Genomic DNA, 15,740 nt, shown 5'->3' with positions numbered 1-15,740 from the left:
AAAAACCTCCCCGGGAATGAACCATTCCTTAGGGAGGCTGCAATAGCCGTTATTGGGCCTCACTGGTTATCTGGTCAACTCTGCCTTCACTGCTTCAAATACAAGCATGAGCAGTTATTCTTCCGGATTCGCTTCTTCCGAGATCATGCCTGCGAATAGGGCGTGCACGAACTGGTCGGAGTCGAACGGCTGGAGATCTTCCATTTTCTCGCCGAGACCGACCAGCTTCACCGGCAGGTTCATTTCCTGGCGGATCGCTACCACGATACCGCCCTTCGCCGTACCGTCGAGCTTCGTCAGTACGAGACCAGTCACACCGCTCTTCTCGCCGAACAGCTTGGCTTGAGTCAGCGCATTCTGCCCGGTGGTCGCATCCAGCACCATCAGCACCTCATGCGGGGCGCTTGGAATCTCGCGCTGGATGACACGGAAGATCTTGTTCAGCTCTTCCATCAGATTGCTCTTGTTCTGCAGCCGGCCTGCCGTATCGCAGATCAGTACATCCACACTGCGCTGCTTGGCAGCCTGAACCGCATCGAACATCACCGCTGCCGGGTCCGAGCCCGACTGCTGCTTAATAACATCAACTCCGGCACGCTTGCCCCACACCTCAAGCTGTTCAATAGCTCCGGCACGGAAGGTGTCGCCTGCCGCCAGCAGAACCTTCTTGCCTTCCTGCTTGTAGCGGTGCGCCAGCTTGCCGATGGTCGTCGTCTTCCCGACTCCGTTAACACCAACGAACAGGATCACGGTAATGCCGTCTGGATTCTCGTTCAGACTGTTGTCGTCATCGCCGCGAAGCAGCTCCATCAGCTTGCGGGAGAGAATCGGCTGAAGCTCTGCCGCATCCTCGATCCGCTTCTGCTTCACTTCGGCGCGCAGCTCCTCCACCAGATTCATGACCGTATTCACGCCCACATCAGCGCCGATCAGAATTTCTTCCAGCTCTTCGTAGAACTCTTCATCTATCTTTTTGCGGCGGATAATCAGATCAGAGACCTTCTCAACGAAGCCCTTGCGTGTTTTCTCCAGACCGTCGCGGAACTGTTTCGTTACGCTTTCCGTTTTGCCGGAGATGCTGTCTTTCAGTTTTTTGAAAAAACTCATATGCTTATGCTTCCTCCTAAAGGGTTATAGGGATCACTTCATGAATCCTGCATCTATATAAATCGAACTATTTTTTTATGTTTTGGGATTAGCCGTGACTCCAGAGAAGTTTTGGACTTCCGGCCGCTGTTGTCTACAGATTTCATGATTTTATACCGTTTTTTACGGTTGAAATCCGCAGACTGCTGATGCTTCCGATGCTAGCTTTCCTACGGAAAGCTTTTAGGCGGTCGCTACCGCTCCTACAGTTCCAAAATTCCCCTCAGCCACTTTTCCTTTAACTTAAATTTTTTGTTCAATCTATATCGTTAAGCTATCTCAGCCTCTTCATCCTCCAGCCGCACCGATACGAGCTTGGATACGCCGCCTTCCTCCATCGTCACGCCATAGAGCACATCGGCTTCCTCCATCGTTCCCTTGCGGTGGGTCACTACGATGAACTGCGTCTGCTCCGAGAACTCACGCAGATACTGGGCGAAGCGTACCACGTTGGCTTCATCCAGCGCCGCTTCCACCTCATCCAGCACGCAGAACGGCACCGGCTTGACCTGCAGAATAGCGAACAGCAGAGCCATCGCGGTCAAGGCGCGTTCTCCGCCGGAGAGAAGCTGGAGGTTCTGCAGCTTCTTGCCCGGCGGCTGGGCAACGATATCAATCCCTGTATCGAGCATATGCTCAGGGTCCAGCAGCTGCAGATCTGCCCGGCCGCCGCCGAACAGCTTCGTGAACACCGTGCCGAACTCGCGGCGGATGGCATCGAAGGTCTGCTTGAAGCGCTTCGACATCTCCTCTTCCATCTCATGGATGACATGATACAGCGTTGTTTTGGCTTCCACCAGATCATCCTTTTGCCCGCTGAGAAAAGTATACCGTTCATGCACCCGCTGATACTCTTCAATCGCGCCCAGGTTGACCTCGCCCAGACCGGAGATGCTGCGCTTCAGACGCTGCACCTCCAGCTGTGCCGCAGGCACATCCTCCGGCACCGGGTAACGCTGCTTCGCCAGCTCGTAGCTCAGCTCGTAGTCATCGCTCAGCTTGCGGAGGATATTGTCCAGCTCCACATCGAGCCGGCCAACGGCAACCTCCGTGGAACGGAGCTTGTCTTCGACCGCCCGGAGCGCCTGACGCTGGTCTTTGGTCTCGCCTTCGGCCAGCTCCAGCTTACGCGAGATCGCCGCACGGTCGGCACGGGCCAGGTCAAGCCTCGCTGACGTATCTTCCTTGCTCAGCCGCAGACTGTTGACCTCTTCCTTCTGCTTCACGGTCTCCCGTGCATTCTCTTCCAGATCCTGCTCGATGGTCATAAGCAGACTGCGGCTCTGGCGCAGCTCCTTCTCCTGGGAGCCGGCGTCCTGCCTCATCCGCCGCAGCTGCTCCTCCAGCGAGAAGATCTCCTGATCCAGCTTGCCCTCCGTAACCTTCATCCCGGTCAGCTTGCCCTGCAGCTCTTCCTTAGCCGATTCATTCGCCTTGCGGTCCGATTCGGCACTGCGGATCGCCGCATGCGCCTCCTGCTCTTCCTTCTCCAGCCGGGCCAGCTCAGCTTCGGCCTGCTTGCGGGCCTCGTCCAGTCCGCGTACCTCCTGCTCGAAGCCGCTGCGCTCTGCGCCTGCGCCCTCGACCTGCTCCTGCACATGCCGCAGCTCCTGCTCCAGCTGCTTCAGATCACCGGATACGCGCTGTTCCTCCAGCCGCTTCTCATCACCGTCATGCCGAAGCTGCTCCAGCTTCTGGGAGCCCTTGTCCTGTTCGGCGCGCAGGCGGCTGATCCCCTGCTTCAGCTTGGTAATCTGCTGCTCGCTTTCTTCAATCTCGCCGGAGAGCTGGTCAAGCTGACGCTTGCGGCTAAGCAGGCTGTTATTCTTCTTATGCTGGCTGCCGCCGGTCATCGAACCGCCTGCATTGACCACATCGCCTTCAAGCGTAACCACTCTGTAGCGGTATTGGCACTTGGCCGCAATGCGGTTCGCCTGCTCCAGACTCTCAGCGATTACGACATTGCCGAGCAGGCTTCCGATAATACTTCCATACTTCTCATCATAGCCGACCAGCTCCGAACCAATACCCACGAATCCTTCGGCACCTTGAACTGTGCTGCGGTCACTGCCGGTAATCTGCCGGGGCCGGATAACATCCAGCGGGAGGAAGGTCGCCCGCCCGAGCTGACGCTGCTTCAGGAAAGCGATCGCCTGCCGGGACAACGCTTCATTCTCCATAACCACATGCTGCAAGGAAGCGCCCATGGCGGTCTCAATCGCCATTTCCAGCTTCTCGGGAACGGAGATCAATTCGGCAACTGCCCCGTGTACACCGCTTAGCTGTCCTTTGCGCGCGCCCTTGAGCACCTCTTTGACCCCAAGCATGAAGCCGTCAAAATCATCCTGCATTTCCTTCATCGTCTCATGCCGGGACACCTGGGCTTCGCGTTTCTGCTCCCATTTGCGCAGGCCGCTCTGCGTCTCTTCGAGCAGCTTCTGCCGTTTGCCGGTCTGCTCACTCTCCGTAATGTACGCGCCGCGTAGCAGGCCGATTTCCTTGCCGAGCCCGGCAATCTTATCCTTCAGCCCGCTCTGTGCAGAGACCAGCTCCTCCAGCCGTGCTGTCCACTTGCCGCTCTCTTCCTGGCTGCGGCTCATCCGCCGCTCCAGGCTCTCCTTCTGCTGATCCGCATAGCGGATCTCGTTGCGCGCCTGGGCCATCAGGTTCATCAGCTCAAGCAGAGCACTCTTCAGCTTCTCTTCCTTGCTCTGGCTGATGCCTCCGGCCACACCCTGCAGCTTCGATTCCTCATCCGCCAGCTGTGCCCGCAGCTCCTCCAGCGCTTGCCTGGTCTGCTTCAGCTTATGCTCCAGCTCGGCCAGCTCACGCTGCCGCCCCTCGGAACGTTCGCCTACAGAACCCAGAGTCTGCATGAGCTGTTCCCGGTTCTGTTCCAGATTCCTGCGGCGCTCCTTCAGCAGCTCTCCGTAGCCTTCGCTCTTCTCGTTGGCTTCGCTGCTGCGCAGCAACTGTTCCTGCAGCTTCTCCACTTCCTGCTCCAGACTCCGCAGCTCCGCCCGGCCGCTCTCCAGCTTGGCATCATGAGCAGAGACTACAGTGGACAGCTCCAGCTGCTCTGTCTTAAGCACCTCCAGGCGGGCGTTGCCCTCCTGCCAGGATGTATGTATGCCTTCGATCTGATGCACATATACCGAAATCTCCAGATGCTTCAGCTGCTCACGCAGCTCCTTGTATCTTATCGCCTTCTCGGACTGATCCTTCAGCGGTCCCACCTGATCTTCCAGCTCACTGATCAGGTCATGAATCCGCAGCAAATTCTGCTCGGTCTCATCGAGCTTGCGGCCGGCATCCTTTTTGCGTGACTTATATTTAACAATACCTGAGGCCTCTTCAAATATCCCCCTTCGGTCTTCCGATCGGGTACTGAGAATCTCTTCAATCCGGCCTTGTCCGATAATTGAATAGGCTTCACGGCCGATACCGGTATCCATAAACAGCTCCGTAATATCCTTCAGCCTGCAGGCCTGCTTATTGATCAGATATTCACTGTCGCCGCTGCGGTGGACACGCCGGGTCACGGTCACCTCGCTGAAATCCAGCGGCAGCACATGATCCTCGTTATCCAGCGTCAGCGAGACCTCACCGTAGTTGACCGCCTTGCGGGCATCACTTCCGGCAAATATAATATCCTCCATCTTGCCGCCGCGCAGGGATTTGGCACTCTGCTCCCCAAGCACCCAGCGGATGCCGTCGGATATGTTACTTTTGCCGCTTCCATTCGGGCCGACTACAGCCGTTATTCCGCGTACAAATTCCATCTCCGTTTTGTCGGCAAATGATTTGAAGCCTGCTAATTCAATCCGTTTCAGAAACATAACTCGTTATTCACCTCTGACCCATTATACCATAGTGTTTCCTTGCCAAAACAACCCCATAAAGTGGTGCACCTGATTCCTCAAAACATATGATTTCTGACCTTTTAAGTGGAAACAGTTTTGCCGTCCTTTTAAAGGACGGTACCGTTTCAGCGAGAAATAGAAGGATAATTTATCGCGTGAAACAGATAAATTCTTATATTTCGAAAAAGAGCAGCAAAAGTCTGACTTCCGCCGAACCGCCGGCATTCAGACCATTGCTGCTCTACTCCGCATTCCAAATGTTCAAATCTGCCTTCAGGCACCGTCTTCCTTCAGAAGCAATAACGCCGCTGCCGCTGCCTGCTGTTCCGCTTCCTTCTTGGAGCGGCCGCTGCCGCTGCCTAGTGAACGGCTGGCCATATATACTTCTGAGACGAACTCACGCTCATGCGCCGGTCCGCGTTCTTCAATAATCCGATATTCCAGCGTACCCAATCCATGATGCTGTATCAGTTCCTGAAGCTCTGTCTTGAAGTCGCTCATCTGCATTTGCAGCTTACCGTCGGTTTCAACCAGCGGGAATACGTGATTATCCAGGAATCTTCGGGCCGTTTCCAGGCCCTGATCGAGATAGAGCGCTCCCACGAAGGCTTCGAACACATCGGCCAGCAGAGCCGGGCGGGTACGCCCGCCCGTAAGCTCTTCCCCTTTTCCCAGCAGTACGTACCGCCCGAAGCCCAAGGTCTCGGCGAACCGGACCAGCGACGGCTCACAGACAATCGCAGCACGCAGCTTGGTCAATTCTCCTTCGGGTCTGTCCGGGAGCAGATTATACAGATATTCGGACACCGTCAGCTCAAGCACCGCATCACCCAGGAACTCCAGGCGCTCGTTGTCCTGATGCTGATTGAACCGGTGTTCGTTCACATATGATGCATGGGTGAAAGCCTGCTTCAGAAGTACAGGATCGTGAAATTGGATTTGAAGTTGGCTCTGTAACTGCTTCAGGTCTCCTTTCACTGCACTGTCTCCCCTTACTTATTATATTTTTTGAGAATAACGGTCGCGTTATGTCCCCCGAATCCGAAGGAATTCGACATCGCTATATTCAGCTCCGCCTGACGTGGCACATTCGGAACATAGTCCAAATCGCAGTCCGGGTCAGGGTTGTCCAAATTGATGGTAGGCGCAATCATGTTCTTCTGCAGGGACAGCCCGCAGATAATCGCTTCCACCCCGCCGGCAGCGCCAAGCAAGTGGCCTGTCATCGACTTGGTCGAGCTGATCGCTACCTTATACGCATGCTCTCCGAGCGCCTTCTTGACAGCGGCTGTCTCTGATTTATCCCCTACAGGTGTAGATGTACCATGCGCATTGATGTAGTCGATATCCTCAGGATTAATGCCGGCATCACGGATCGCCATCTTCATGCAGCGTGCTGCACCGTCAGGATCAGGCTCCGTCATGTGGTGGGCATCGGCGCTGAGACCATAGCCGATTACTTCGGCATAGATCTTGGCTCCGCGCTTCTCTGCGTGTTCCAGGGATTCGAGAATCAGGATTCCCGCACCCTCGCCCATGACGAAACCGTCACGGTCCACATCAAACGGTCGGCTGGCCTTCTCCGGCTCGTCATTGCGGGTAGACATGGCTCTCATTGCACAAAAGCCTGCCATTCCTGTAGGACGAATGGTCGCTTCCGCACCGCCGCAGATCATCGCATCCGCATCACCGCGCTGGATCAGACGGAAGGATTCCCCGATGGAGTGGCTGCCTGTCGCACAAGCGGTCACTGTCGTTGTATTCGGTCCCTTGGCCCCGAGGTTGATCGACAGCTGGCCGGAGCCCATGTTGGCAATCATCATCGGAATGAAGAACGGGCTGACCCGCTTCGGGCCTTTTTCGAGCAGCAGGTTGTGGTTATCCTCCCATGTGCCCAGGCCGCCAATTCCGGAACCGACAGATACCCCGATCCGCTCTGCATCAATATCTTCACCGATCGTAAGTCCGCTGTCTTTCAGCGCATCTTCACCGGCAGCAACCGCGAATTGTACGAACCGGTCCATCTTACGGGCTTCCTTGCGGCCGAAGCGTGCTTCCGCATCGAAATCCTTGACCGAAGAAGCGATTCGTGTTGGATATTCACTGACATCAAAAGCTTCAACCAGGGATACTCCGGACTTGCCGCTCATGAGGCTATCCCAGAACGTCTCAAGATCCTTACCCAGCGAAGTCATTACACCCATACCAGTTACAACTACTCTATGATTCAAACATAATCACCCCGTCTATAGGCTGTGTACCTCTACAATTTGTAAACGCAAACATGCCAGATGTCTATATAAACTGCAGTCGCCGCAAGATTAGTTAATCTGCGGTTCTGTTATTATCTTTATCAAGATGCTCATGCACCACTTCGCGGATGCTTGGCTTAAAGAACCGTAAAATGAGGAGAAGTCCCGCCCTGACAGGAACGGGACCCTCAATCATATGACTCTAGGTATGAGATTGTATGTACTTCACAACTTCACCCACGGTCGTAATTCTCTCTGCATCTTCATCAGAGATTTCCATGTCGAATTCATCTTCCAATTCCATTACCAATTCTACAACATCAAGAGAATCAGCACCTAAATCATCTTTGAAAGACGCTTCTAATGTTACCTCTGCTTCATCGGCACCTAAGCGGTCGATGACAATGCGTGTTACACGCTCTAATACATCGGACATCCGGTTCACCTCCTCTTTTGGTATTATACGAGATATGAAGTCAAAACACCATAGAGCATAAAAAACGCTGCCCTGGCCGCCTCTGTCCATCTTCCCCCGTAATGATCTGATGCCCTGCGAAGCCTTACATATACATTCCGCCATCCACATGAAGCGTCTGGCCTGTCATGTAGGCCGCCCCTTCCGAAGCCAGGAATACCGCCGCATTCGCAATGTCCTCCGCCCGCCCAAGCTCTCCCAAGGGAATCCCCTTGATCAGCTCGCTGCGAACCTCATCGGACAACTCGCGGGTCATGTCGGTATCAATGAAGCCGGGCGCGATGCAGTTCACGGTGATTCCACGTGAAGACAGCTCGCGGGCCGCAGACTTCGTCATGCCGATTACACCTGCTTTGGCAGCGGTATAGTTCACCTGTCCGGGATTCCCCGTCACACCCACGACCGAAGAAATATTGATGATCCGGCCATAACGCTGCTTCATCATCGGGCGGGTTACTGCCTTCAGGCAGTTGAAGACGCCCTTCAGATTCGTCTCGATGACCTGATCGAATTCTTCCTCTTTCATACGCATAATCAGATTATCCCGGGTAATGCCCGCATTGTTCACCAGAATATCGATTTTCCCCCAGGTCTGGATAACCTGTTTGACCAGGTTCTCGGCGTCACTGCTGCTGCCGACATTTCCCTGCAGAGCGATTCCTTCCGAGCCCAGCTCGTGAATACGGGCCACGGTCTCTTCAGCCGCCTGAAGACTGCCGGAATAGTTCACCGCGACCTTCACGCCATGAGCAGCGAGTGCCAAGGCTATGCTGCGGCCGATCCCCCGGGACCCTCCGGTTACAAGGGCGGTCTGACCTTTTAGTGTTGCAAACATGCTATGTTGTCCCCCTTCGATAATCATGCGGCTGCGGCTAGGCCCAAGCTGCTTACCAGCCAGCCTGCACACTCTCCAGACTGTTGATATTCACAACCTTGACATTCCTGTCAATCTTGCGGATCAGGCCAGACAGCACACTGCCGGAACCGATCTCTACAAAAGTATCTACCCCTGCGCCAATAAGCCATTCCACGCTATCCTGCCAGAGTACCGGAGAATACACCTGTTCTACCAGCAGCTTGCGGATTTCTTCCGGGTCTGTCACCGGAGCAGCAGTCACATTGACCACTACCGGCATAGCGGGAGCATTGAAGGTTACCTTGTCGAGCTCAGCAGCCAGCCGCTCAGCCGCACCCTTCATTAATGAGGAGTGGAACGGCCCGCTAACCTCCAGCGGAATCGCCCGTTTGCCCCCGGCTTCCTTCACACGCTGGATCACCTCACCGACACCGGCCACGGAACCGGAGACCACAATCTGTCCCGGACAATTGACATTCGCCAGTTCAACGGGAGTACCCGCCGCTGTAATACTACGGCATAATTCCGTAAGCCCTTCACGGTCTGCTCCAAGCACAGCTGCCATAGCCCCCTGTCCTCCGGGAACGGCTTCTTCCATGAATTGTCCGCGCAGGCGGACCAGCCTTACAGCATCTTCATAGGACAGCACGCCGGCTGCCACAAGAGCGCTATATTCACCGAGACTGTGGCCTGCCACATAATCCGGCGTAACCTTAAGGCCGCTTAGCGCTTCCAGATAAGCCACACTGGCCGTAACCAGTGCCGGCTGCGTATTCACCGTCTGCTTAAGCTCGCTGTCCGGCCCTTCAAATACAAGCCCGCTCAGCGGAAATCCAAGCACCTCGTCACCCTTTTCAAAGACTGCACGGCTCTGAGGCAATGCTTCATATACATCCTTACCCATACCGACTGCCTGTGCACCCTGACCGGGAAAGACAAATGCGATTTTGCTCATGAGGTATAAAGCTCCTTCCCTTTAACTGCAGTCAACCCGGATATTCTCCGGATCGAGCTGCTGCGCGTTGCTATTATTAATGCCCCGATTCTTACCAGATCAGCACGGAAGCGCCCCAGGTAAGTCCGCCGCCGAAGCCGACCATAAGCACAGCATCTCCGGCCTTCATCCGGCCTTCCTCGGCTGCTTCTACAAGAGCCAGCGGAATGGAGGCTGCGGAGGTATTTGCGTATTTATCAACGTTGACTACAACCTTCTCCGGCGGCAGATCCAAACGCTGCATAGCGGATTGAATAATCCGGATGTTGGCCTGATGCGGCACGAACAAGTCGATATTCTCCTTAGACAATCCCGCCTTGGTAAGCACACGCTCCGTAGCCGATCCCATGACGCGTACTGCGAACTTGAAGACCTCGCGGCCATTCATATAGATGAAGTGCTTCTTATCTTCTACGGTCTGCTGGGAAGCCGGGAGGCGCGAGCCGCCAGCTTCAAGATTAAGCAGGCTGCCGCCAGAGCCTTCTGCCCCAAGATCAAAGGACTGGAAGCCGCGTCCTTCCGGAACCTCGCCGACGATTACCGCACCGGCACCGTCACCGAACAGCACGCAGGTGTTGCGGTCTGTATAGTCTGTAATACGCGACAGTGTATCCGCACCGATCACCAGCGCATTGTTATACATTCCATTCTGGATAAAGCCGGTAGCCGTAGCCAGGCTGTAGACAAACCCCGAGCAGGCTGCCGACAGGTCAAAGGCGGCTGCGTTCTTGGCTCCCAGCTTGTCCTGAAGAATGCAAGCTGTGGACGGGAAGGCACTGTCAGGTGTAACTGTAGCGACTATAATCAGATCGAGCTCCTCGGCCTTCATGCCTGCGGACTCCAGTGCCTTCAGGGCCGCTTCATAGGCCAGATCAGAGGTAGCCTGCTCCGGTGCCGCAATATGCCGTTCCCGGATTCCTGTACGGCTGACAATCCATTCATCATTCGTTTCGACGATCTTCTCCAGATCGCTGTTGGTTAATACTTTCTCAGGTACATATTTCCCAGTCCCAATAATTCCTACCGGACGTAATTGTCTCATGTCTTCACTCACTTCCCGCTAATTTCCTTCGATATACTAGGCACCAGATCCGCCTTCAATGCAATCCGCGCCTGTCTTACCGCATTCTTCACCGCATTGCCGTCGGACGAACCATGCCCCTTGACTACCAGGCCGCTAAGACCGAGCAGCGGTGCTCCGCCGTGTTCCTTATAATCCATCTTGCCCTTCAGGCTTCTAAGCTCCGGCATCAGGATCGCCGCACCCAGCTTCGTCTTAAGCGATTTGCTGAACTGCTCCTTCAGCAGGGAGAACATCGCGCCGGCCGTTCCTTCCAGCGTCTTCAGAAGTATATTACCGGCGAAGCCGTCACAGACCAGCACATCGCAGCTTCCGGTGAGCACATCCCGCGCTTCCACATTGCCGACAAAATGAATGCCCTGCAGCGCCTCAAGGAGCGGATAGGCTTCCTTAGTCAATTCATTCCCCTTGCCCGGCTCAGCTCCGACGTTCAGCAATCCTACCCGGGGCTTCGCAATGCCGTGCACTTTGTTGCGGTATATGCTGCCGATCAGTGCATACTGTGCCAGATGCTGCGGCTTGGCATCCATATTGGCGCCAAGATCCAGGGCCAGTACACCGACATCATCCAGCGTCGGAATCATCGGAGCCAGTGCCGGCCGTTCGATCCCTTCCATTCTTCCGACTACCAGAAGTCCTGTAGTCATCAGCGCTCCGGTATTCCCGGAGGAGATCATGGCATCAGCCTCACCCTCGCGGACCATCCGTCCGGCTACGACCATGGATGAGTCCTTTTTGCGGCGGACCGCCTTCACCGGCTCTTCATCCGAACCGATCACATCCCCCGCATGACGTACAGTAACGTTGGAGGGCTTAGTCTTCAGCAGCGGCCCAAGCCGCACTTCATCGCCGACCAGCACGATCTCTATATCACTCCACTCCGCAGCCGCTGCAAGCGCGCCTTCCACATTACATTCAGGAGCATTATCCCCGCCCATGGCATCAATGGCGATCCGCACTCCGGTTTCCCCCTTCGCTGTACTCTTCAGTTGCTGAACGATACACTATAAAATGGCCTTGAAATACCAGCTCTTCTCCGACATATGTAAACACATCCACTTCAGCTTTGCCGTTCCGGCCCGCAAGTGACCGCACCTGCGCCTTGGCTATACACTTCTCGCCCAGCCGGACCATGCGCACAAACCGGATGTCGGCCGAAGCCGTTAAGGCAATCTCATCATTAATAATGGCTACTGCCAGCGAATTCGCCTGACCGAAGACATAGTGGCCCCGGGCAATTCCATTGCGGGAGAACACATGCTCATCGCGGATCTCGAAGATCGAAATTCCGCTCCGGTCAAGCTGCAGATCCACAATATCACCGACCACTTCATCGACTGGCAGGGAACGCACCTGATCATAGGAATGCTCTGCCATCTGCTTCATCCGCTCACGCAGCTCCGGAATCCCCAGCTCCAGACGATCCAGCCGGATCGTCTGGATACTCACCTTCAGCTGGCGGGTCAATTCCCGGTCAGTTACAAACGGGTTCCCTTCAATTATAGCCAGCAGCTGCTGCTGACGTTCCTTCTTGGACATCCGCTCGATAGCGGCTCACCTCCCGGCACAGGCCTGATGTGCAGCTCACCGGCCAGCAAGAGTGGCCGCTGTAGTTATGATTCTCTGTTATCCCTTAGCATTTAGAACCAGGTACTAATATGTAGTATAAAGCATGCCGCCGCAAAAATAAAGCTTTGGCTTGAAAAGTGCCTGAAAACCCGCGCAGTGCAAGGAATGCAAGCTCCACCCCGGCTTCATTTTTTCCATAAAAATAGCACTTCACCGGCAGATGAAGTGCTACTCTTATGTGCAAACTATTGTTTGATGATTTCTCTTGCTTTGTATGTTCCGCAAACTTTACATACGTGGTGGGAAAGCTTCAGTTCTCCGCATTGTTCGCATTTCACCATACCTGGAACAACCAGTTTAAAGTGAGTACGACGCTTGTCACGGCGAGTCTTGGACGTTCTGCGTTGTGGTACTGCCATTGTTAGACACCTCCTGATTTTGTTGTAACCCAATTCCTTGGGATTTGTTCTTAGTCATCTTGCTTGGTAAAGAATCCTTTCAACGCAGCGAGTCTTGGATCGATCACTGTGTTGTCGCAACTGCAGGTGCCTTCGTTCAAGTTCTGTCCGCATTTCTGACAAAGACCAAGACAGTCTGCCTTGCACAATACCAAATCCGGTAAGTGCAGTACGAAATTTTCTTCCACATACGGGATAAGATCCACAATCTCATCTTTGATGTAAATGAGATTCTCATCATCATCTTCCGGAAGAATTGGCTGCTTAAGCCACTTGAAGGTCTCAGCGAAAGGAATGTTCAGCTTACTCTTGACCTCACCCAGACAACGTGAACATAACATGTCCACTTCTCCACTCAGTGTTCCCACCACGTTCACACTATCAGTTCCCGCGGGCAGCGCTTTAAGGTCTACTGAGAGTGGTGCAACAGCAAGTATATCCTTGCGCCCTGTGACAACCTCACTGACATCCACAACTTCGTGGAGGACCAGAGGCTCGTCGGCATTCGCTAATTTGCGAAAGTGAATGTTCATCGTTATCACTCCAAACAAACAAAATTTATTATACCTATTATTCCCTGACTTTGTCAACCACTTTCCCTTTTTATTGTTTCAGGGGGCGTGACAATTTATGATATACATTATAGATTCCAGAATGGGGCGTGATGCAACTGTGTCAACTGTAGGTATTATAGCCGAATATAACCCTTTACATAACGGGCATGTCCATCATTTCACCGAGGCCAAAAGAATATCGGGAGCGGACCGCTCGGTCGTCATTATGAGCGGACCGTTCACCCAGCGCGGCGAGCCGGCGGCGGTCAGCAAGCGCGCCCGCACCGAGATGGCGCTGCTTATGGGCGCCGATCTGGTTATTGAATTGCCGGTGGCGTACGCCGTCCAGCCAGCGGAATGGTTCGCCTTCGGAGCGGTCTCCCTGCTGGAGGCGACCGGCGTCGTCGACAGCCTGTGCTTCGGCTCCGAAGCGGGCACTTTGGGCGTGTTACTGCCTCTGGCCGCCTTCCTGGCCAAAGAGAGCAGCGCGCTTAAGGAGGAGATCCGCGCGCGCCTCTCTGAGGGCGCGGGCTTCCCCGCCGCCTACAGCGCAGCTGCGGCGGCGGCCTGGAAGGCCTCTTTCATGGGAGAGGAGAACCCGGAAGATGCCGAAGATATATTGCGGCAGCCCAACAACACCCTCGGCCTGCACTACCTGATCGCGCTGCGGCGGCTGGGCAGCGCGATCAAGCCCTTGACCGTGCCGCGTACCGGCGCGGGCTTCCACGACCCGCTGGAGGGCGGGTCGGCCATTGCCAGTGCAACAGCCATCCGCAGGCTGCTGCAGGAGGGCGGATCACCGGAGGCTTACATGCCGGAGTACGCCCTGTCCATCCTGGAGCGGGAGCGCGCCGCAGGCCGGGGGCCAGTGCTGCTTGAAGACTTCTCCAGGCCGCTGCGCCATGTGCTCTCCACGCGTTCCGCTGCGGAGCTGCACACGATACAGGATATGAACGAAGGCTTGGAGAACCGGCTGCTCCGCAGCCTGCCACAGCTGGACAAGTTCACCGTCAGCGGTCTGCTGCAGGAACTCAAGAGCAGACGGTATACGCTCACCAGGCTCCAGCGTCTGCTGCTCCACACCCTGCTGAACCACAGCAAAGCAGAGATGTCCCCCTCCGTTCTCTCTCAGGGTCCCGGCTACATAAGGGTTCTCGGGTTCCGCGAGAGCGGCCGGGAGCTGCTGAAGCAGATGAAGCAGACAGCGGCGCTTCCGGTGATTACAAGCCCTGCCCGCTACACCCATTCCATGCTGGAGCGGGACCTCCAGGCGGCCGCTGTGTTCGCCGGGGCTTATGCCGACCCGCGGCGCAGCGATCTGTACAGTGATTATCTCGAGCCGCCGGTCAGGATTTGATGACCGGCAGCTCCTCCATGTATTTCAAGGCATCGGATAGCGTTGAGACAGGAATCAGCTTCATATTCGTGCCGATTTGCTCCGCTTTTGCCTTGGCTTCATCATAGTTCTTGAGCGGAACGAAGAAGATCTCCGCGCCCTTGCGGTCGGCTGCTACAATCTTATGCTTCACACCGCCGATTGGCCCCACGTTCCCCTCCGCATCTATCGTACCCGTACCTGCCACCTTCCGGCCCTTGGTGAGATCTCCCGGCGTAAGCCGGTTGTAGATTTCCATGGTGAACATCAGTCCGGCAGAGGGTCCGCCCACGTTAGTATCCACGAAACTGACGGCTTTGCCTTCTTCCTTAGGCTCCACCTTTTGAACCGCACCAATAACGACTCCGAATCCCGGCCGTGCAGCCGCAGCTTCTTTATCCTTGACCCCCACCAGCTTGACCTGCTCCTTGATCTCTTTGCCGTCGCGCAGGAGTAATACCTCCACAGTATCCCCAATTTGATGAACAGACAGCAATTGGGACAGAGCGGCCGGATCGGCTGCCTTTTGCCCGCCTACACTGATGATCTTGTCCCCGGGCTTGAACCGGTCCTGATTCGCAGCCTCAGGTACGGAGAACACATACAGATAATCCACGACATCCGCATAGGGTACACCTGCCGCATGATAAGCTGCCTGCACGGCGTAGGATTGTGAACTATTCATATAGAATACCTGCTCCGCCGCATATTCCTGCTCCGTCTTATCTTGCAAGCGGGTCTCTTTCAATACTACCTCGGCATTCGAGTTGAACACAGAAGCGATTAGTAGAGCCACATTCGCATAGCTTGCAGAGACCGTAGTCATCATGAAGGTCCCCTGCTCCTGCGGATCGGCATTCTCAACCTTGATCATCGGTGCCACCTCGGAGGCACTTCCCGGCTGGTATACAATATAAGGCGTGTTCATAAAGACCACAACATAGAGAATGACCACGAATGAAAATAAATAGGCTGAAGCGCGGAGGCCTACCCGGCGTTTATACTGCCTCAAGTCTCTTCCCCTTCTTTCCTGCGGAATGTGCCCCGGCACTTAGAATGTGGTACCAGCCCCTGGAGCTTCACTCCGGCTGTGGCATGATGGTTGTCTCCCCTGCAT

General features: G+C 55.1%; 14 protein-coding genes. 1 reads left to right on the top strand and 13 read right to left on the bottom strand.

Annotation, left to right across the window (positions count from 1 at the left end):
- Window positions 1-114 precede the first annotated feature (114 nt).
- The 12 genes from ftsY to NYE24_RS02160 all read right to left on the bottom strand — a co-directional run bounded on the left by ftsY (window position 115) and on the right by NYE24_RS02160 (window position 13,227).
- Window positions 115-1,107 carry a signal recognition particle-docking protein FtsY gene (gene ftsY, locus NYE24_RS02215; RefSeq protein ID WP_036694159.1) on the bottom strand — a complete coding sequence of 331 codons (993 nt, stop codon included), beginning with the start codon at window positions 1,105-1,107 and terminating at the stop codon, window positions 115-117.
- Window positions 1,108-1,415: 308 nt separating this feature from the next.
- Window positions 1,416-4,985 carry a chromosome segregation protein SMC gene (smc, locus tag NYE24_RS02210; protein WP_036694160.1) on the bottom strand — a complete coding sequence of 1,190 codons (3,570 nt, stop codon included), beginning with the start codon at window positions 4,983-4,985 and terminating at the stop codon, window positions 1,416-1,418.
- A 297-nt stretch (window positions 4,986-5,282) separates the two neighbouring features.
- The gene (gene rnc / locus NYE24_RS02205) at window positions 5,283-5,987 is read right to left on the bottom strand and encodes a ribonuclease III (RefSeq protein ID WP_036694163.1); all 705 of its coding nucleotides are present in this window, start codon (window positions 5,985-5,987) and stop codon (window positions 5,283-5,285) included.
- 14 nt (window positions 5,988-6,001) lie between these two features.
- The gene (gene fabF, locus NYE24_RS02200; RefSeq protein ID WP_076154017.1) at window positions 6,002-7,240 is read right to left on the bottom strand and encodes a beta-ketoacyl-ACP synthase II; all 1,239 of its coding nucleotides are present in this window, start codon (window positions 7,238-7,240) and stop codon (window positions 6,002-6,004) included.
- Between the two features lie 223 nt (window positions 7,241-7,463).
- Window positions 7,464-7,697 carry an acyl carrier protein gene (gene acpP / locus NYE24_RS02195; RefSeq protein WP_036694165.1) on the bottom strand — a complete coding sequence of 78 codons (234 nt, stop codon included), beginning with the start codon at window positions 7,695-7,697 and terminating at the stop codon, window positions 7,464-7,466.
- A 124-nt stretch (window positions 7,698-7,821) separates the two neighbouring features.
- Window positions 7,822-8,571 carry a 3-oxoacyl-ACP reductase FabG gene (gene fabG, locus NYE24_RS02190; protein ID WP_342477909.1) on the bottom strand — a complete coding sequence of 250 codons (750 nt, stop codon included), beginning with the start codon at window positions 8,569-8,571 and terminating at the stop codon, window positions 7,822-7,824.
- 52 nt (window positions 8,572-8,623) lie between these two features.
- Window positions 8,624-9,547: an ACP S-malonyltransferase gene (gene fabD / locus NYE24_RS02185; protein ID WP_036694169.1), complete on the bottom strand. Its 924-nt coding sequence runs from the start codon at window positions 9,545-9,547 to the stop codon at window positions 8,624-8,626.
- A gap of 91 nt (window positions 9,548-9,638) precedes the next feature.
- The gene (locus tag NYE24_RS02180) at window positions 9,639-10,628 is read right to left on the bottom strand and encodes a beta-ketoacyl-ACP synthase III (protein WP_143804172.1); all 990 of its coding nucleotides are present in this window, start codon (window positions 10,626-10,628) and stop codon (window positions 9,639-9,641) included.
- An 8-nt stretch (window positions 10,629-10,636) separates the two neighbouring features.
- The gene (gene plsX, locus NYE24_RS02175) at window positions 10,637-11,626 is read right to left on the bottom strand and encodes a phosphate acyltransferase PlsX (protein WP_342477908.1); all 990 of its coding nucleotides are present in this window, start codon (window positions 11,624-11,626) and stop codon (window positions 10,637-10,639) included.
- Complete coding sequence (gene fapR / locus NYE24_RS02170) at window positions 11,610-12,206, bottom strand: transcription factor FapR (RefSeq protein WP_036694172.1); 597 nt, start codon at window positions 12,204-12,206, stop codon at window positions 11,610-11,612. Before fapR ends, plsX begins: the two co-directional genes overlap by 17 nt.
- Window positions 12,207-12,481: 275 nt before the next feature.
- A complete protein-coding gene (gene rpmF / locus NYE24_RS02165; protein ID WP_076154019.1) occupies window positions 12,482-12,655 on the bottom strand; it encodes a 50S ribosomal protein L32 in 174 nt (57 codons plus the stop codon).
- 50 nt (window positions 12,656-12,705) lie between these two features.
- Complete coding sequence (locus NYE24_RS02160) at window positions 12,706-13,227, bottom strand: DUF177 domain-containing protein (RefSeq protein WP_342477907.1); 522 nt, start codon at window positions 13,225-13,227, stop codon at window positions 12,706-12,708.
- Window positions 13,228-13,366: 139 nt separating this feature from the next.
- Here NYE24_RS02160 and NYE24_RS02155 point away from each other — a divergent pair, with 139 nt between their 5' ends.
- Window positions 13,367-14,605 carry a nucleotidyltransferase gene (locus NYE24_RS02155; protein WP_342479186.1) on the top strand — a complete coding sequence of 413 codons (1,239 nt, stop codon included), beginning with the start codon at window positions 13,367-13,369 and terminating at the stop codon, window positions 14,603-14,605.
- On the opposite strand, the gene NYE24_RS02150 is transcribed toward NYE24_RS02155, so the two are convergent.
- The gene (locus tag NYE24_RS02150) at window positions 14,595-15,635 is read right to left on the bottom strand and encodes a S16 family serine protease (protein WP_342477906.1); all 1,041 of its coding nucleotides are present in this window, start codon (window positions 15,633-15,635) and stop codon (window positions 14,595-14,597) included. The genes NYE24_RS02155 and NYE24_RS02150 overlap by 11 nt on opposite strands.
- Window positions 15,636-15,740 lie beyond the last annotated feature (105 nt).

This window comes from Paenibacillus sp. FSL H7-0350 (assembly GCF_038593195.1).
In the GTDB taxonomy this organism is placed as follows: domain Bacteria; phylum Bacillota; class Bacilli; order Paenibacillales; family Paenibacillaceae; genus Paenibacillus_AQ.
This window is presented reverse-complemented; position numbering and strand designations above follow the sequence as displayed.